The 17,270-nt window shown below is 67.8% G+C and carries 12 protein-coding genes; 11 read left to right on the top strand and 1 reads right to left on the bottom strand.

Annotated features, from left to right (window positions below; genetic code table 11):
* Window positions 1-43 precede the first annotated feature (43 nt).
* Window positions 44-745: a hypothetical protein gene (locus tag AB0469_RS31120; protein ID WP_366454803.1), complete on the bottom strand. Its 702-nt coding sequence runs from the start codon at window positions 743-745 to the stop codon at window positions 44-46.
* A 975-nt stretch (window positions 746-1,720) separates the two neighbouring features.
* On the opposite strand from AB0469_RS31120, the gene AB0469_RS31115 reads away from it, so the two are divergent.
* The 11 genes from AB0469_RS31115 to AB0469_RS31065 all read left to right on the top strand — a co-directional run bounded on the left by AB0469_RS31115 (window position 1,721) and on the right by AB0469_RS31065 (window position 17,102).
* Window positions 1,721-2,470 (top strand): hypothetical protein, encoded by a 750-nt coding sequence (locus AB0469_RS31115; RefSeq protein ID WP_366454802.1) that lies wholly within the window; start codon window positions 1,721-1,723, stop codon window positions 2,468-2,470.
* A gap of 580 nt (window positions 2,471-3,050) precedes the next feature.
* Window positions 3,051-3,716, top strand: coding sequence for a TnsA-like heteromeric transposase endonuclease subunit (locus AB0469_RS31110; protein WP_366454801.1), 666 nt, complete (start codon window positions 3,051-3,053; stop codon window positions 3,714-3,716).
* A 71-nt stretch (window positions 3,717-3,787) separates the two neighbouring features.
* Window positions 3,788-5,764, top strand: coding sequence for a transposase (locus AB0469_RS31105; protein ID WP_366454800.1), 1,977 nt, complete (start codon window positions 3,788-3,790; stop codon window positions 5,762-5,764).
* Between the two features lie 224 nt (window positions 5,765-5,988).
* Window positions 5,989-7,026, top strand: coding sequence for a TniB family NTP-binding protein (locus AB0469_RS31100; RefSeq protein WP_366454799.1), 1,038 nt, complete (start codon window positions 5,989-5,991; stop codon window positions 7,024-7,026).
* 12 nt (window positions 7,027-7,038) lie between these two features.
* Window positions 7,039-9,255 (top strand): TniQ family protein, encoded by a 2,217-nt coding sequence (locus tag AB0469_RS31095; protein ID WP_366454798.1) that lies wholly within the window; start codon window positions 7,039-7,041, stop codon window positions 9,253-9,255.
* Between the two features lie 216 nt (window positions 9,256-9,471).
* Complete coding sequence (locus tag AB0469_RS31090) at window positions 9,472-9,924, top strand: hypothetical protein (RefSeq protein ID WP_366454797.1); 453 nt, start codon at window positions 9,472-9,474, stop codon at window positions 9,922-9,924.
* 217 nt (window positions 9,925-10,141) lie between these two features.
* Complete coding sequence (locus AB0469_RS31085; protein ID WP_366454796.1) at window positions 10,142-12,193, top strand: pentapeptide repeat-containing protein; 2,052 nt, start codon at window positions 10,142-10,144, stop codon at window positions 12,191-12,193.
* A 565-nt stretch (window positions 12,194-12,758) separates the two neighbouring features.
* Window positions 12,759-13,919, top strand: coding sequence for a ParA family protein (locus AB0469_RS31080; protein ID WP_366454795.1), 1,161 nt, complete (start codon window positions 12,759-12,761; stop codon window positions 13,917-13,919).
* Window positions 13,916-15,256, top strand: coding sequence for a ParB/RepB/Spo0J family partition protein (locus tag AB0469_RS31075; RefSeq protein ID WP_366454794.1), 1,341 nt, complete (start codon window positions 13,916-13,918; stop codon window positions 15,254-15,256). Before AB0469_RS31080 ends, AB0469_RS31075 begins: the two co-directional genes overlap by 4 nt.
* A 153-nt stretch (window positions 15,257-15,409) precedes the next feature.
* On the top strand, window positions 15,410-16,072 hold the full coding sequence (locus tag AB0469_RS31070) for a hypothetical protein (RefSeq protein WP_366454793.1): 663 nt from the start codon (window positions 15,410-15,412) through the stop codon (window positions 16,070-16,072).
* A gap of 154 nt (window positions 16,073-16,226) precedes the next feature.
* Complete coding sequence (locus AB0469_RS31065) at window positions 16,227-17,102, top strand: AraC family transcriptional regulator (protein ID WP_366454792.1); 876 nt, start codon at window positions 16,227-16,229, stop codon at window positions 17,100-17,102.
* Window positions 17,103-17,270 lie beyond the last annotated feature (168 nt).

The following is a 17,270-nucleotide window of genomic DNA, read 5'->3' as shown; positions in this document are numbered from 1 at the left end:
CGGTGGCGGTGGTCCGTGATGGAGGACGGGCCTGGCAGCACTATCACCCGGTACGTTTCCTTCCGCGATAGTCGGCCGCCGCCCCGAAATCGAGGTCGAGTTCCTCCTGATGGGCACCTTGCGGGCCCACAGCGTAGGGGAAGGCCGCGACGTCGTGCTCGTGCCGGTCGGCGATCTCGGCGAGTACGTCGTGCTGGGCCGTGCTGTTCCCGTGGAACCACAGGCGCACGTTGAGCTGGATCCGGCCCCGGCCCGCCTTCTCCACCCAGTTGTAGCCGCACAGCGCCTGGACGGCACGGTTGACGGTGGACCGCGTGATCATCTTGCCGCCCTTCTGAGCGGCGATCTTGTTCAGCCCGTCGGTGATCTCCTGCTGCGTGTACGGGGTGACACCGGTTCCCGGCACCTGCCCGCCGGCCACGAAGAGGAAGACGCAGAGCTGCGACTTGGTGATGCTGTTCGCCACGGCGAGCTGGGCCAGCAGCTGGGTGAACCAGTTGCTGGCCAGGCTGTACCCGGATCCCCCGGCCATGTCGTGCACGGACTTGGGGTCGGCGGCGTACTCGAAGTGGACTCCCTTGAGGCGACGACGGCCTCCGGGGTCGGTGGCCTCGGCGACCTTCTCGCCGAGCTGCTGGCCGAGGACCGCCAGGATGTCTCCGTACTCGGCCTCGCTGCCCGCGGCGGTGGGGGCGGGCAGCGCTCGGGGCCCGCGCCGACGACGGGCGGGCGGATCAGATGTCACAGGACCTCCTTGTTACTCAGGCGGTCCGAGGCTATCCAAAAAATCAACCCCTGCTTGTCTTTTGACGCCCCGGCGCGCCGGAGGACGACTCCGCGTCAGGTTCCGTTCGAGTGCTGCGCCGAAAGTCCACGGTGGGTGGAGTTCCAGTGCCGTGAAGTCCTGAAAATCCACGCCTGCTTGATTTCGGTTGCCGGAGCGGCGACACGTACGTGTAGATGCCATGCGGATCTGCGGGGCGTTCGGCCCTCCTGGCCCAACGCCCTGACCTGCGGCGCTATCGGCCGGGCCGACGCCGGACAAAACTCAAGCCCTGCTTGAGTTTTCCGTGCAATGTGCCCGCCAGGTACACATTGCACGACCCCGAATGTGTCGTGGGCGACACGTGGAGCCGGGCAAAACCGCAGGTCAGGGGCTCGAAAGGACGGGGCCCTCTTACTAAAAGAGCAACCCGGCGACGCACTCCGGCCCATCCCCCGGCCTCTCGAACCCTCCCCCTGTGCGGTACCTGCCCCCACGCGTGCCCGCTTCCCCGATCCGATGCCCTCCTCCTCCCCGCCTCCCGATACACCGGCCGACGCACCTTCAGCACAGGTCGGCTGCGGCCGACATACCGACCGGCAGTCCCCCACCCCGGGCACGTCCGGCACCAGCCCCCGTTCTGCCCGGCCCTCATGCCCAGTGAGGGCGCCCAGCGCCCGAGGGGTGCACCGGCGACCGTCAGGGAGTCGGGGCAGGGCGTGAGGGGGAGCGGGTCCAGGGCGCCCGAGCGCCTGGCGAGGGGGTCTGGGGGGCGAGCAGCCCCCCATGCCGAGGCCGGTCCAGCGCGGCCAGGCGCTGGCGGGGTCCAGGGGCTGGCCCCTGGGACATCCGGACCGCAGCCGGCGACCGACAAGAACCCCGGAACCCAGGAACCCCGATGCGCAGTCGGTCCGATGCGCCTGCGGCGTCGGTGCACCGACCTGGTTGGATTCCGGCATGACGGATTGGTCGCACCTCAGCCACGCCTACGGCTCTGCGGAAGACATGCCGGCGCTGCTGGAGCAGACCGCATCGGAGCCGAGCCCCGAGCGTTGGAGTGATCTGTGGTCGGCGCTGTGTCATCAGGGCAGTGTCTACTCGGCCAGCTTCGCGGCCCTTCCCTGGCTGGCCGACGTAGCCGGCAGCGACGACCGGGAGCAGGCGGTCAGCGCCCTGAACCTGGCGGGCGCCATCGTGGCAGGTTCCGACCAGGCCCACGGGGCCGGCGACGTCCGTGCGCTGTACGCGGCGGAGATCGAGACCCTGCTGGCACTGGTGAACGCACATCTGCGGACGGCTTCCGATCGCACCGAGTACACCTACCTCCTGGAATGCATGCTCGGCTTCGAAGGCGTCATGCACTGGAGCGAGGACCTGGCCTGGGGCCTCGTCGGCGAGGAGTACGCGGTCTCCTGCCCCGGCTGCCGGGTCGACCTGTTCATCGCCATCGGCGCGTACGGATTCTTCTCCACGAGCAGCGACTACGCCCTGTCGGAGCACGAGGTCGAGACGAGGCCCCTGCGTCCCGCCGATCCCGCAGCCATGGAAGGCATCGGCCGGCGGCTCCACGAGATCGCACGCGCCGACGGGCAGCGGGAAGTGGCCGACGCGCTCGCCCATGTGTTCGGCGACGCGACATGCCCGGACTGCGCGGCGGACTTCTGCGTCGCGGACCGGATCACCGGCGATCGGTCCGCCACCGGCTGAGCGGAAGTCGAGCGGCCGAAGGCGGAGGCCTTCGCCGGGGACGGAACGGCCGAGGTTTGGGGCGGCTCGCTCGTTTTCCGGCGCAACGGACAAAAATCGACCGACAGAAAGGCCCCTCAGGCGGCCGATCTCAACTCCCCCGGTGTCCCGCGACCTTCCCGGCGGCCACAGGCCGCCAGTGGGGCGCACAGGGCTTTTCGATGGAGGGTGGAGCCGTCTCAGGGGCGTGGAGCATCGCCCCAACGGAGCAGTTGAGACTGAGCGCTTGAGTTGGCCCCTTAGCGTTTGAGTTGGCCCGTCTGCGCGTCGGTGTTGGCCCGCAGGGTAGCGGGTGCCCCAGTTCACCTGCTGAGTGTTCGGGGAAGTCGTACGGGAAGCCCTGCGAGCGGGCTGTTCTGGGGGCATGACGGTTTCGGTACGTGCTCCGGAGAGCTAATCCCGGCCGGTGTGGTCGCACAGTTGCGCTCTGGATGACCTCGTCGCGCCGTACGCCATTGAGCCAGCGGCGGCGGAGAGGCTGGACACGGAGCCCGGGTGGGCGCGGCGGTGGACGGCCAGTTGGAAGACCACACAAGCAGATGTGATCTGCCCGGTCCAGGAGCTGGCCGGCGTCCCGGCCATCGCATCGGTACCGGTCCGCGGGTTCACCTGGCGGGCGGGGCAGCGGCATCGTCCCGGGCTGCAGTACCTGCTGGCCACGGATCGGATGCATGGCTTTGAGAGCCTGGCCGAGCGGAATCTGTTGATCGCCCTGGACTTCACCGGCGACGTGATGGAGGTGCTGTCACAACCGTTCAAACTGCGGTTCACCACTGCGGACGGCAGCGAGAACCACACGCCGGACTTCCTGGTGCTCTTGCCCGATACCGCTGTGCTCATCGATGTCCGGCCCAGGCACTTGATCAAGGACAAGGATCTGGTGAAGTTCGCCGCGACAGAGTGGGCGGCGGGTGCGGTGGGATGGCGCTACCTGGTGGTATCCGGCTGGCGCCGCCAGGTGCTGACCGGCCTTGATGCACTGTCCGCACGGAGACGCCCGATGTCTGACCTCCTGGGGCTTCAGGGAGAACTCCTGGAACTTGTCCGGGAGCGTCCTCGGCAGTTCGGCGAGCTGATGGAGGCCACCTCGATGCCGGCGGTGGCCCGCACACATGCGGTTCACCTGATCTGGCACCGCCGCCTGGCGATGGATCTGACTCAACCGCTGGACGATGCCACGTGGATTTACCCGGTGGGGACGGCGTGATGGACGGTGGGCGGCAGCGGCCTCGGAGCGAGGATCTTGAAGAGCACGACCTAGCGCGGGCCCGGATCCGAATGGCTCATCTGCTGGAAGCAGAGACGGGCTACCGCAGTGGCAGCCGGTCATGGGCCCGGCCTGGTGAGCCCAAGGGTGAGTACGACCCGGAGCGGACCACGTTGACTGAGCGGCGCCGCGCGAAGGTGGCCGAGCTGAAGGATCTGGACCGCCAGGAGGCCAAACAGCTGGGGCTGGAGTGGATCAGCGAGCGCACGTTGAAACGTATGGCCGCTCAGTACGACGAGAACGGGTTGATGGGCCTGGCGGATGGGAGGTGGACCCCTCCCCTGCGTGGCCGCCGGGCGATCGGCGACGAAGTTGCCGAGGCAATCCGGGCCGTTCATGCGGAATCTATGCATCGCTCGAAGGTGAGCATGAAGACGAAGGAACGGCTGATTCATCAGTACGTGCGCGAGAAGTTTGAGGCCGAGGGCAAGAAGGTGAAGGTGCCGCACTACACCACGCTGGCGAAGGTGTGGAAGGAGTGGTTCGGCACCGACGGGGCCCGGCAGCGATACATCCGCTCCGCTGCGGCGGTGGAAACGGGGAGGGCGAGGGTAGTGATCGTCCGGCCGGGTCAGGTGGTCGCGCTGGACACGACGCCCCTGCCGGTGAAGGTGCTCGACGATGTCTTCGGCACCCCGATCTCCGTCCATCTCACCCTGGCCCTGGACGCCTATTCGCATTCGCTCGTCGCGTTCCGTCTCACGCCGGTGTCGGACTCGTCGGTGGAGGTGGCGATGCTGCTGCGGGATGTGCTGCTGCCTATGCCCATGCGCCCGGCTTGGGGCGAGGAGCTGGAGTGGCCCTATCCCGGTGTCCCTGCCGCGCTGGTAGCTGAATTCGCTGGGCACCGGGTGGCGGGGCTGCCGTTCTTTGCTCCGGAGACGGTGACCAGCGATCACGGAAGCGTTTACAAAAATCACCAGATCGTCCAGGTCGCCCGCACGTTGGGGGTGGAGTTGTTGCCGGCCCGTGCGATGCGTCCAACCGACAAGGCCGCCTGCGAACGTGCCTTCGCCGGGATTCAGTCGCTGCTGTTGGAACTCCTGCTCGGTTTCCGCGGCGTCGATGTCGCTGACCGAGGGGTGGACCCGGAAGGGGACGCGGTCTGGACGCTGGCGGAGATGGAGCACTTGTTGGCGACCTGGGTTGTCGCGGTATGGCAGAACCGGCGACTCGATCAGTATTCGCCTGCTTGGGACCCTGGGGGGCGGCACAGTCCGAACACGCTGTTCGCAGCTGCGGCGGCCCGCGATGGCATCAGTCTGGAGATCCCCGAGCCGAGCCTGTATTACGAGCTTCTGCCCACCCACTTCGTGAAGATCGACCGCCGTCGCGGGGTGAAGATCGGTGGACTTTGGTACGGCGGCACCGACCCCGCTCTGGACCCCTACCGCGGCCAGATCTCCGGCCGCAGCGGACGGCACGAGGGCAAGTGGGCCATCAATCGCGATCCGCGGGACTGCCGCGAGGTCTACTTCGAAGATCCCGAGCACCCGGGACTCTGGCATTCCCTGCACTGGAACGGCTTGCCGCCCGGAGATGACGTCCCGGCATTCTCCGATACACGCGTACGCGAAGTGCTTCGCGAGGCGGCACGCACGGGTCTCAAGCCGCGCGACGATGGTGAACTGCTGCCCGTGCTGCTTGAGCTGGTGGCCGCGCGGACGCCGGTTACAGACTGGCCGACCCAGATGACCGCCAAGCAGAAGAGTGAGCGGGCCCGTGAACTGGCGCGGGCCCGTGCTGCCACCGCCGACCGGCCGTCCATCCCGATGAGTGCGCTTCCTCCACCCGCCCGGTCAGCAGAGCTGGCCCAGCGGAACCTGCGGGCAGTCACTGCGGACCGCCAGAAGCGACGCGAAGCAGCAGTCTCCCAGCCGCCGATGCCTCCGCCCCTGTTGGGCGAGGCTCTGCGAGCCAACAATCTCTTCCTGCTGCCCGACGAGGACGATGACCAAGCCCCCGATCAAGGCCCGGAGTCAGCATGAGTGCGCCGGGAGACGGCGGGCACGTTTCGTTCTTCCTGCCAGGCTCGCCGCCAATGCGGGACACGGCGGGTGGATGGGAGCACTGGCGAACGACCCGAAATAGCTTCGTGCCCGCGCCACGGCTGAGTCTTGCCGAGTGGCGACGCCTGAGCTCGCGGAAGAGATCTCTGCATGATCTGCATCGCGCGGCCACCCACGCCAATCTTCCGCTGCTGCAGACACCGATGACCAAGTCCGTCACCAAACTGCTGCACGGCCGCATCATGACCAACGCGCTCAAGCGGAAACCCACCACCAGGGCCGGCGTGATGGTGACGGGTGGCGGCTACCAGGGCAAGACGGAGACGATCTGCGAGATCGCTGCGACGTTCGAGGACTCGTGGCTTGAGCTGCACCGGCACCTCAACCCGGATGCAGTTGCAGGGGCCCGAGACCTGCACGTCCCAGTCGCATACGTTCAGACGCCGGTGACAGCGAAACCGAAGAGCACTTGCAAGGCCATCCTCAACTTCTACGGCGCACCGCTCAGCCCGCGGATGGACCTGCCCGACCTCATCCGCCAGGTCGCGAATTCTCTGCACGATCACGGCACAAAAGCCTTGATTCTGGATGATATTACGAGGCTTCGCATGCACAGGGCGGACGATCAGGACACGCTCGATTTGATCCGGGCCTTCATGAGCATGCACGTCACCCTCATCCTTGTCGGCGTCGACATCCCCGGTTCGGGCCTGTTGAGAGAGGGGCGCCACGACCCCCGGACGCGGCAGGTGATCTTCCCGCCGTCCCGGCATGCCAGGTCACATGGCCTGGAGTCGACCCAGACGGAGCGGCGCTTCGATCTGGTCGAACTGGATCGCTTCCGTTACGACACTCCAGCTCAGATGACTGCGTGGATCAGTCATCTGACTGGCCTTGAGAACCAGTTGCGGCTTCTGAAGGCGACCCCGGGCATGCTCACCGACGGCCACATGCCCGAGTACCTTCTCGAGCGCACCAACGGAGTGGTCGGACTGCTGGAACGGCTGGCCGAGGACGGCTGCCAGGAGGCTATCGACTCGGGCACGGAGTGCCTCACCGAAGCCCTGCTGGACGGCATCGCCATCGCTGTCGACAACGCGCCGGGCCGCGATCCAAGCGCTGGCGAGATCCCCGATGTCCCTGGCAGCAGCACTATGAAGCCTGGCGGCGCCAGTGGGCGCAAGCGCCCCAGGAACACCGTGTTCGACGACCACGGCCCCGCCGCAGCAATGGGCACGTGAGGCAGATCGGCCGTGCACCCGCTTCCTCGAAGTCTGGCCCCGCTCGCTGGCGAATCGCTACCGGGCTTCATTCTGCGACTCTCACACCGACTTGGTGTTCCCCCACTGCAAGTCGCCCGGATGGCCAGCGGGAGTTCTCAACCCGCTGGCAGCCACGTCCGCCGCGGACTTCTGCTGGGACTCGACCCCACCGACGCCGTCGCCTTCGCTCGTGCGACAAGACTCAGCCTGGCCGAGGTCATGGAGCTCACTCTGGCCGGCTGGAAGGAGCACTATCCACCGATCGGCGTTTCCAGCGAACTCACCGCCCGGAGCCGGGCCGGGCAGGATCCGTGGCTTTTCATCACGCCCCGGCACTGCCCGAACTGCCTGGCAGGTGATGCCTCACCCCTGCAAAGGCAACTCGGGGGAGCATGGAAGAAGGCATGGCACCTCCCGGTCGTCTTCGCCTGCCTGGAACACCAGCGCTTCCTCGAACACGACTGCCGGCAGTGCGGAGGTGTCGAGAGCGGACCTGACGCCTTGATCCACCGGGCGAACGACCCATCCCTGCACCCTGCTCGCTGCCGCCGACAGTCCACCCATCCGACTCCCGTCAAACGGAGAACGGCAGCATGCGGAAACCGGCTGGACAGCACGCGCCCCAGGAGAGCTGCGTTTGAGCCCCCGGAGCAACTCCTCGGACTTCAGGAACACATCCTCGATCTGCTCACACCTGGCTATCCCTCCGAAGGCGCATCGCAGTACTTCACGGATCTCAGGCTCCTTGCGGCTGTGGTGACCTCATCATGGCCACAGGCCCGGTCCCTTTTCGGCGAAGATCTCGCTGCTCTGATGAACCCGTACGTCGAGAACGCCCTGGCCTCAAGCACTACCCCCGGCGAGCGCAACCGTCTGCTTTACTCGCCGCCACGCGACTCGGCCCTTTGCGCGGCCCTTCTCGGCGCCTCCCATGCGCTCCTGAAGTCGAAAGACCTGCGGAGCACGCTGGCAGAACTCCTCGACGTCTCTCGTAGGAACGGTGTGGCCAGAGACACCTGGGCTCGCCTGTTCAACCGTCTGGAAAGCTCCTGCTCAGCGCGCGTACGACATGCGGCAGAGCCACTGACCCGCACTTTCCGGCGCGTGAGCGGGCCCCACGGCCTGCCCGGCATGTTCCGCAGCGACTACCGGCCTGAGCACATCCCGGCCTTCCTGGAACCCCATTGGTTCGAAGAGCACTTCAGCCGTCTCGAGGGCGTTACCTCCAAGATTCTCCGCCGGATCGCTGCCGTCCGCCTCGTCCACTGGGTCTCCGGCGGCTCCATGGTTGAAGCAGCCGAGTTCCTCGGGATTTCTCCCGGGCGGATGCAGTTCACTCCGGCCAACGATGCGTACCGATGGGCACGCGCACAGCAGGGCCCGGCAGCCTTCGAGATCGCACTTCACAATCTCGCCGATCAGCTGGCCGCCCAGACAGATCCGATCGACTATCACTATCGTCGTTCCGTCCTTGAGGACTGGCACCTCGGCCGTGGTGAGTGGCAAGCCCTGGTCAACCGTCTGCCGCCGAGTCCGGGATCCGCTCAGCCAGTGTTCGACGACCGCCAGCGGCAGGACGCCTCTATCTTCATCTGGAGCCATGTCACGCGAGGCGAGCATCTCTTCGCTCCACGTCCCATCGAGGCCGGAAAGACGGAGCATGTTCAACGCGCTTGGGCGAACCGGCGCAACACCACCTGGTTCCAGCTCGCCAGGCCCGATGCCCTGCCCCACTACGCTGAGCTGCGAAAGCTTCTCGTCAAACATGCAAACTCGCTGGCTCGCCAGATCGACGCGGGTGCACCACTTCCCCGCGCGCAGGACCGGCTGTGGCTCCCGCGCCAACCACCCCCTGGCCTGCCAGCACAACTGACAAGGAACCCCAAAATCAGCGGCACCCGATGGATCCGCTCCTACTACGACGATCTCGACACCTGGTCCTATTTCGAGCTCGACTCCGAGGGCTGGGCACTCCGTCACGTCGATCTTCAAGGCTCCACTCTGCAGCCTGTGACCGCAGCAGCCCTGAGTGAGGTCCTCGACATTCGAGACCGTGGCGACCGCACCGCGATGGCCGTCTACCAACACAAGTACGGCATCCTCGCCGAGGGAAGCCTGGACGGATGGCAAGAGACCGACTCCGCGGCCGAGATCACGGCGACCGAGTTTGAACGTATCTGGGCCTCGGCCCGTGAGGGCATCAGCTGATGGTGCCGCCGACCGAGGAGTACACCGAATGCGCACAGGCCGCTGATCTGCCAGGCTGTCCAGTTCTTGCCGGATGAACTGGACAGCGGACACCACGAGCTCGCTCAGCTGACCGCGCACGACGCCTGGCCGGCGTTCCAGCGCTTCGGGGGCCCTCAGTCGTGCGGGAGGGAAACGCAGATGCTGACTCCCGTCCTTCCCAGGCAAGATCTCGGTATGTCGACCGATGTCAGCGGAATGATCGAATGCCGGCCAGGCGCCCGGCTGTGGGGCCCCGACGATGAGGACTCCGTGTGGGAACCCGCCATCGATCTCTTCCTCCTAAACAGGGGCAACGCCTACGACGGCCTGGCCTGCCTCTTCGGAGTCCGCAACACCTTCGGCTTCCGCCCACTGGCGGAAGGCCGTGGCTTCCCGGATGACGCCTCAGACGGGCTTCGAAGTGAGTTCACCGCCGACGGCGGCCCCCACGACGTGCACGGGACCACCTGGCTGACCTGCGATGAGCTGAACAGCGTGGACTGGCAGGAGACCGATGCCTCTGGCACACGTAGCCGCGCCTCGGCCGCAGGGGCCGACACTGACTGGGGCCGGGTCTGGAACGTCATGCACATCCTCAGCGAGGTCCATGAAGCTGAGAACGTACGCCTCGTCGTCTGGTTCCACTGACGGTGATGTCCCCTGGAGTGGTGTAGCAGCGATCACTTCTCGCGACTTGCTGCTACCACATCGCGCTACTACACCGCTCTGCAGGACACAATCCGCACACCGGACCGGCGGTCGACGGCAGTCACCCCCAGCACGGCAGGCCCTGACTCGGGCGCAGCCGCAACACCCCGTCCTCTTGTCCGCCAATCACGAGACACACCAGCGGAGCCGCTACCCCATGAGCACACCACCGACGCCCATATCTCCTTCGTCGCTTTCCTGGCCGCGCTGCGGGCACGGCGCGGACCCGGCGACCGCGCCCGCCGGCTGCAGCGGTATCCACGTACCCGGCCACGCCGCATGCCTTGCCCACGTCACTGAGGCCCAGCGCACCGCTTACCTGGCCAGCCTGACCCCCGGCAGCGACATCGATCACCGCGGCACCCCCTTCACTGAGGTACTCCTCACCGCCCTCCTCAACGCCCTACGAGCCCCCTCCACCGGCAAGGTCAACATCCGCGACGCCCAGTTTGAAGAGGCACGGTTCAGCGGCAAGGCCGACTTCGACGGGGCTCAGTTCAGCGGCCCCGCCCGCTTTGACGGGGCTCAGTTCAGCGGCCCCGCCCGCTTTGACGGGGCTCAGTTCAGCGGCCCCGTCTGCTTTAACGAGGCAGAGTTCAGCGACTACGCCGGTTTTCTCGCGACGCAGTTCAACGGCGACAACCAAGTCTTCAGCAGGACCCAGTTCAGCAGCGACGCCCGATTCGACATGGCCCAGTTCAGCGGTCACACCTGGTTCAACGGGGCGCAATTCAGTGGCGACGCCGGATTTATGGGGGCCAAGTTCAGCGGAGACTGCCACCACTTCGTTGGGTCCCTGTTCGATGGCGAGGCCCAATTTGGTGGGGCCCAGTTCAGCGGCCGCACCTACTTCGACGAAGCCCGGTTCAACCGTGAGGCCCTGCTCTTCAACGTGCGGTTCAGTGGTGGTGCCCAATTCACCAGGGCACTCTTCAGCGGCGGTGCCAGGTTCGACGGGGCTCAGTTCAACCAATTCGCCCTGTTCGAGGGGGTGCAGTTCAGCGGCCACGCCTGGTTCCATGGAGCGCAGTTTAGTGACGACGCCTGGTTTCATGGAGCGCAGTTCAGCGGCGTTCATGCACTTGGGCCAGCGGTGTGTGCGGGCAGGATGACTCTGTCTGGTGCGGTGTTCACGGTTCCGCTGACACTGCAGGTCGCGGCGCATGAGCTGGTCTGTGACAGGACACAGTGGGATTCGACAGCGACGATGCGTGTTCGGTACGCCCGCGTGGATCTGACAGACGCAGTGTTGTCCGCCCCGTTCGCGGTCACCGCCCACGCCGCTCCCTTCACCGCCGCGGAACAGGTGGTCGACGAGACATTGCTGGCCAGCAGTCAGCCGAACGTGGCGGTGACATCCGTACAGGGCGTGGACGCCGCCCACTTGGTACTGACCGACACCGACCTGAGTGACTGTCTGTTCACGGGCGCGTTCCACCTCGACCAGATACGTCTGGAAGGCCGTACTACCTTCGCCCCCGTCCCCCGAGGCATCCGCCGTCACCGCATCTGGCCGGTCCGGTGGTCCCCGCGCCGCACTCTGGTCGAAGAACACCACTGGAGGGCCCGGGCCGCCGGCCAGCCTTCCCCCAGCCCCGGGCAAACCGCATCTTCCCGCAGGTGGCGGACTGGACCGCATCACGGCGACCCGGCACGTACCCCCGGCCCGGAAGAGATGGCCGCGGTCTATCGGCAGCTACGCAAGGCATTCGAGGACGGCAAGAACGAACCTGGAGCAGCGGACTTCTACTACGGCGAGATGGAGATGCGCCGCCACGACCGCACTGGCACCCCGAAAGGGGAACGCTGCCTGCTGTGGGGCTACTGGCTGCTCTCCGGCTACGGCCTGCGATCCTCCCGAGCCTTCGGTTGGCTGCTTGCCGCGATGTCGCTGACCGTGCTGCTCCTCATGGGCTTCGGCCTGCCTACCAACGACCCCGACCCGGCCACCACTGGGACGCTCCACGGAAGCAAGATCAGCCTCACCACCAAGACCCCCGACCCCGCACTGCGCGGCGGCTGGAACCAGCGCATGACCTGGAAGCGCGCCGAGAAGGCCTCCCGTGTCGCCGTCAACTCCGTTGTTTTCCGCTCCGCAGGCCAGCACCTCACCACTGTCGGCACCTACATCGAGATGGCCTCCCGACTCCTCGAACCCACCCTCCTTGCCCTAGCCGTCCTCGCCGTACGCGGTCGCATCAAACGCTGACCACCACACCGCCAGGTGTTCAGCAAACTGAACACCCAACCGCTACTCGCCGCGCCACTGTTTGCCAGGGCCGATTCCAGCCGCAGCGATGAAGAACGCCCTGGTCAGCGCGCTTTTTGAGCTGAGCGCCCGAGTTGGCCGGACGGGCCAACTGAGGTGCTCAGTCACAGCAGTGAGGCCCCGCCGGCCCCGGTCACGCCCTCCGGGCCGTCACGTCAGGCGTCGTCAGAGGTCGGCCGGCATCGCACACCGCGAGGGGGTCCCACGCGGTCGTGTCGAAGACGGCCGGCTCGCCGAGCCACAGGCCGAGCCACAGGCCAAGGCCTAGGTCGCCGTGAGGATCCCGCCCGCCGCGCTCCCCCGTCCTGTCGGCCCCTCCCCCGGTTCGGGGGAGGCGAGAGTTGCGAGTCCCCAGCCCCCAGCCCCGCTCCCCCTGACGGACCGCCAGGCCTCGCCTTCGGGCCAGGTAACCGGTGATCTTTTCCGGCCAACCCTCCTCATACCAGGGCAACATATTTCGGTGTGCCTCTTCGCCTTCCCGCCAGAAGGTTAGTAAGGTACCCGCATGACCGCTCCATACGATCCGGAAGTCAGGGAAAAGGTAGTCGCCAAGCTGCCCGCCACCCTGCGGCAGGAACTCAAGGTCCGCGCAGCGCAGTTGGGCGTGGACATCCAGGACGCCGTCACCGAGGGCGTCCACGCCTGGCGTGCCGACGCGTCCGCGGCAACGGCCGTCGACACCTCGGGGGCCTCCTCCTTCTCGACGTACCTCCCCACCGGCCTGTACGGCGACTTCAAGGAGGACTGCCGGGTACGGGAGGTCCCGTACAACCAGGGCCTCGCCCAGTCGATCCGGCTCTGGCTCGACACCCACCCCTCCCCCGCCGGCCGCCGCCGCCCCGCGAACGAGGGCGCGCGCCGGATCGTGGTCTGCAACCAGAAGGGCGGCGTGGGCAAGAGCGCCATCAGCAACGGCCTCTCCCAGGCCCTCGCCGAAACCGGCGCCCGCGTCTGCGTCATCGACTTCGACCCCCAGGGCCACCTCACGCGCCACCTCGGCGCCGAGATGCTCAGCATCAAGGAGCCCAGCCTCGCCAAGTTCATGCTCGGCGAGATCGACGGCCGCATCCGCGACCTCCTCGTGCCCATCGAGCACGGGGTGTTCGCCGGCCGCCTCTTCCTCCTCCCCTCCTGCAAGGACGCGTTCCTCCTCGACGCCCGGCTGGCCACCACGCGCCACGTCCGGACCAAGGAGACCGCGCTGGAGAAGGCGCTCGAAGAGCTGGAGAAGGAGTTCGACTACATCGTCGTCGACTGCCCGCCCAGCCTCGGCTACACCATGGACACCGCCCTCTACTACGCCCGCACCCGTGAGGGCGAGTCCCCCAAGGGCTCGGGCGTGATCATCCCGGTGCAGGCGGAGGACACCTCGGCCGACGCCTACGACATGCTCAGTGAGCAGCTCGAGGACCTCATCGACGACCTCGGCATCGAGATCACGCAGCTCGGCTTCGTGGTCAACCTCTACGACAGCCGCAAGGGCTACGTCGTCACCTCCTCCCTCAACAGCTGGAAGGAGTTCGGCGACCCGCCGGTCATCACCGTCATCGCCGACCTCAAGGAGCAGCGCGAGGCCGTACGCGTCAAGCTGCCCCTGCTGCACTACGCACCGGACTGCGAGCAGTCCGAGGCCATGCGCGAGATCGCCCGGAGGATCGCGGCATGAGCAAGAGCGACCTCCTCGGCACGGGTGCGGCCTTCAGCAACGCACGCCGTACCGCCGGCCGGAGCGAGCGCGGCCGGGCCAAGGCCATCGCCCAGGGCGACGTACCGGCGTACGAACTGATCCGCGTCCCGCTGGACCAGGTCTCCCCCACTCCCCTCAACCCGCGCCGGAACTTCGGCACGGACGAGGAGAAGACCCGCTTCGGCGAGGAGCTGCGCCAGGCCCAGCTGTCGGCCTGCATCGCCGTCACCCGCGGCGCGTACCTCTCCCTCTGGCCCGACCACGAGGGCCGGATCGGCACGTCCGCGTACATCCTCATCAACGGTGAGCGGCGCTTCCGCAGCGCCCTGCACGTGGGGCTGGAGTCGCTGGACTTCGTCGTCCGCGACGACCTGGCGGCCTCCCGGACGGACTTCATCGACCACCTGCTCGCGGAGAACCTCGAACGCGAGGACTTCGACGTGATCGAGCGCGCCCGGGGCGTGCAGCAGCTCGTCGACACCTGCGCGGAGCAGGGCCGGGAGCACGGGGCGAAGTCGCGTGCGGCGGAGCGGCTGGGCAAGTCGCCGTCCTGGGTGACCAACCAGCTGGTGCTGCTGGAACTCCCGGAGGAGATCCAGAGGATGCTGAGCTCCGGCGACATGCCGGAGCGCGACGGACGCCTCCTGGCGCGCGCGGCGAAGGACCGGCCGGGGGCGGACGCGGCCGCGCTGCTGGACCTCCTCCAGGAGAACAAGGCGCAGGAGGCCCAGGCCAAGGCGGCCCAGCGGGAGCTCCTGCGCGAAGCGCGTGAGCCCGCCCCGGTGCCGGCTCCCCTGCCCGCCCCGGTTCCGGTCGAGGCCGAACCGCGTACTGCTGCTGCGGTTCAGGAGCAGACACCGGAGCAGGCCGAGCCTCAGCCCCGACTTTTGTCCGCGGACAAAAGTCGGGAGGCGGAAGCAGCCCCGGTGGCAACCCCGGAGGGACTGACCCCGATCGCCGAGCCGGTCGAGAGCACGCCCCCGGCCCCCCTCCCCCAGGAGGCTGCCGCGACCGCGGCGGCTCAGCCCGAGCCGGCGCCCGCACCGGTCCCGCCTTCCGCACCCGAGCCGGCTCCGGCTACTCAGCCGACCCAGCCGGCTCCCGTCACCCAGCCGGCGCCCGTCACCCAGCCGACTCCCGCCTACGAGCCGGAGACGGCCATCCCGGAGCAGGCGACGAGCCCGGAAGCGGGCCCGGTGTCCTGGGCCGACCCCCAGGCGGTCTTCGAGGCGATCCGCCAGAACATGCCGCCGAAGCAGCGTGCGGAGCTGACCATGCTCCTGATCGACAGCAACGGCCGGTCCGCCAACCGCTGACCGGCCCCGGCCACCAGGCTCTGACGGGAACGGCCCGACTTTTGTCCGCGGACAAAAGTCGGGCCGTTCCCGTATCCGACGGCGCGCATGGAAACATGCACGGGACGGGGAGGTGTCGATCTCCTCGGACGGACCAGGGGAAGGGTTGGACACATGGGGGACATATCAGCCGAGCGGCGTCGCATCCTGGAGTCGCCTCCGCCGGAGCTCGTCGCGCAGGCGGCTGAAAACCCGGGCGGATCGGTCGCCGTGATCGACCCTGAGTTCATCGGTGACCCCAACGGCTATGTTCCGGGGGAGGCCGTGCAGGGGGTCTGGGTGGTCGGCGAGGACGGAAAGCTGACCGGCGAGTTCGTCGAGAATCCGAATTACGGCCCGCCGAAGGACGACTTCGCCAAGCTCACGGATTCCCAGCACTGGCTGGGCTGGCTCGCCGAACGGCCGGACGTCGCCGTACGAGACTCCATCGCGAGGATCCTGGACGGGCAGGTCCCCGGAGCGGTCCTGGAGTGGATCAAGGTTCTCGACGACCCCCGCTACTTCACAGGCGGCCGCCGGGATCCTGAGGATCCACAGCGCGTGACCGTCACCCGGGCCGGCATCGCCCTCCGCTTCGCGCTGTCCGTGACCAGCCCCGGACACGCACGCGAGGTCCTCCAGGGCGTGTTCACCTGGGCCGCCGTCAGCTTGGACCAGCCCCGTGGGCGCAAGGACCGGGTCTGGCTCGACCTGCGCGTCGACCTGGACTGGGCGGAGACGCAGCTCCGCGAACGGATCTACCTCGTCGGTCAGGATCCGGCCCCCGGCAGCAACTGATCCCCGGCGACCGCTCCGCACCGGTCAGGCCGCTCGATCCGAGCGACTCTGGCAGGGAGGGCCCTCCGTACCCGACCGGAGCGGGCACAGGATGTCGGGTGCGGCAGGCTTGGTCCTTCCTAACGTGGGTGATCGAAAGGGAAGGAGACCGGAGTTGCTGGATCGGCTGAACCAGGCCATGGAACACATCGAGGCGCATCTCGACCAGCGCATCGAGGTGTCGGACCTGGCACGGATCACGGTCACGTCGGAGTACCACTTCCGGCGGCTGTTCTCCTCACTGGCCGGGATGCCGCTGTCGGAGTACGTCCGACGGCGGCGGCTCACCGTCGCCGCGGCCGCGGTCCTGGCCGGGGAACCGACGCTGCTGGAGATCGCGATCCGCTACGGCTACACCTCGGGCGAGGCCTTCGCCCGGGCGTTCCGCGCCGTGCACGGCATCGGCCCGGGCGAGGCCCGGCGTACCGGCGCGGCTCTGAACGCGCAGCCCCGGCTCTCCTTCCGCCTCACCGTCGAAGGGAACAGCACCATGCGGTACCGCATCGTGGAGAAGGAAGCCTTTCGGGTCGTCGGCAAGAAGGCCCGCGTCCCGCTGATCTACCAGGGGGTCAACCCGCACATCGCCGAGCACATCCAGAGCATCCCGGCGGAGACGATGCTGCGGATCGCCGGCCTCTCGGACCAGCACCCGGAGGGGGTGGTGTCGGCGACGGTGCGACTGTCGGACGGCTTCGAGGAGGGCAGCGACCTCGACTACTACCACGCCGTGGTCACCGCGGCCGGGACCGAGCTCCCCGGGGACCTCGACGTGCTGGAGTGCCCGGCGGGCACCTGGGCCGTCTTCGAGAACACGGGCCCGTTCCCGCAGGCACTGCAGCAGATGTGGGGCGACGTCGCCGCCCAGTGGATCCCCTCCAACCCGTACGAGTACCGCCCGGGCCCGGAGATCCTGCGCACCCGCGCCTCCCAGGACGAGCCGGCCCACTCCGACGCCCAGCTGTGGATCCCGGTGACCCGCACCACGGCCTGAGCCGGAGGCCGCCGCACGCGCGGCGCGGGGCGCCCGGTCATGCCCCGTCTCCCCGGCCGAGGGCAGCGAGAGCCCGACTTTTGTCCGCGGACAAAAGTCGGGCGGGGGCCGCCCGGCGGCCGGGCGGGGGGGGGGCCGCCCCCGGGGGGGGGGGGCCCCGGCGGTGCG

The sequence above is a fragment of the Streptomyces sp. NPDC093801 genome (genome assembly GCF_040701585.1).
Lineage (GTDB): Bacteria > Actinomycetota > Actinomycetes > Streptomycetales > Streptomycetaceae > Streptomyces.
Note: the sequence above shows the minus strand (reverse complement) of the source record. Positions and strands in the feature narration are given on the sequence as shown.